The organism is Corynebacterium sp. AOP36-E1-14, from assembly GCF_052377495.1.
Lineage (GTDB): Bacteria > Actinomycetota > Actinomycetes > Mycobacteriales > Mycobacteriaceae > Corynebacterium.
The window spans coordinates 1-210 of the sequence record NZ_JBQSWV010000093.1 but is presented as its reverse complement, the minus strand read 5'-3'; the positions used below and the strand labels follow the sequence as shown (position 1 = coordinate 210).

1 pseudogene is annotated in these 210 nt (G+C 64.8%); it reads left to right on the top strand.

Annotated features, from left to right (window positions below):
- Positions 1-210 (top strand): annotated as a pseudogene (locus ACT3TD_RS14885) (IS5 family transposase); the annotation flags it as partial.

The following is a 210-nucleotide window of genomic DNA, read 5'->3' as shown; positions in this document are numbered from 1 at the left end:
GCGCAGTCGGGGAATCGCTACGACGATTCCGGAGCGTGCCGATCAGATCGCTCACCGGCGTAAGCGTCGCGGTCGGCCCATCGACTTCGGCGCTGAGCAGTACCAGCGCTACAGGGGCCGCAATGTGGTGGAACGTTGCTTCAACCGGCTCAAGCAGTGGCGTGGTGTTGCTACCCGGTGCGACAAGACCGCCGGGAGCTATCACGCTGG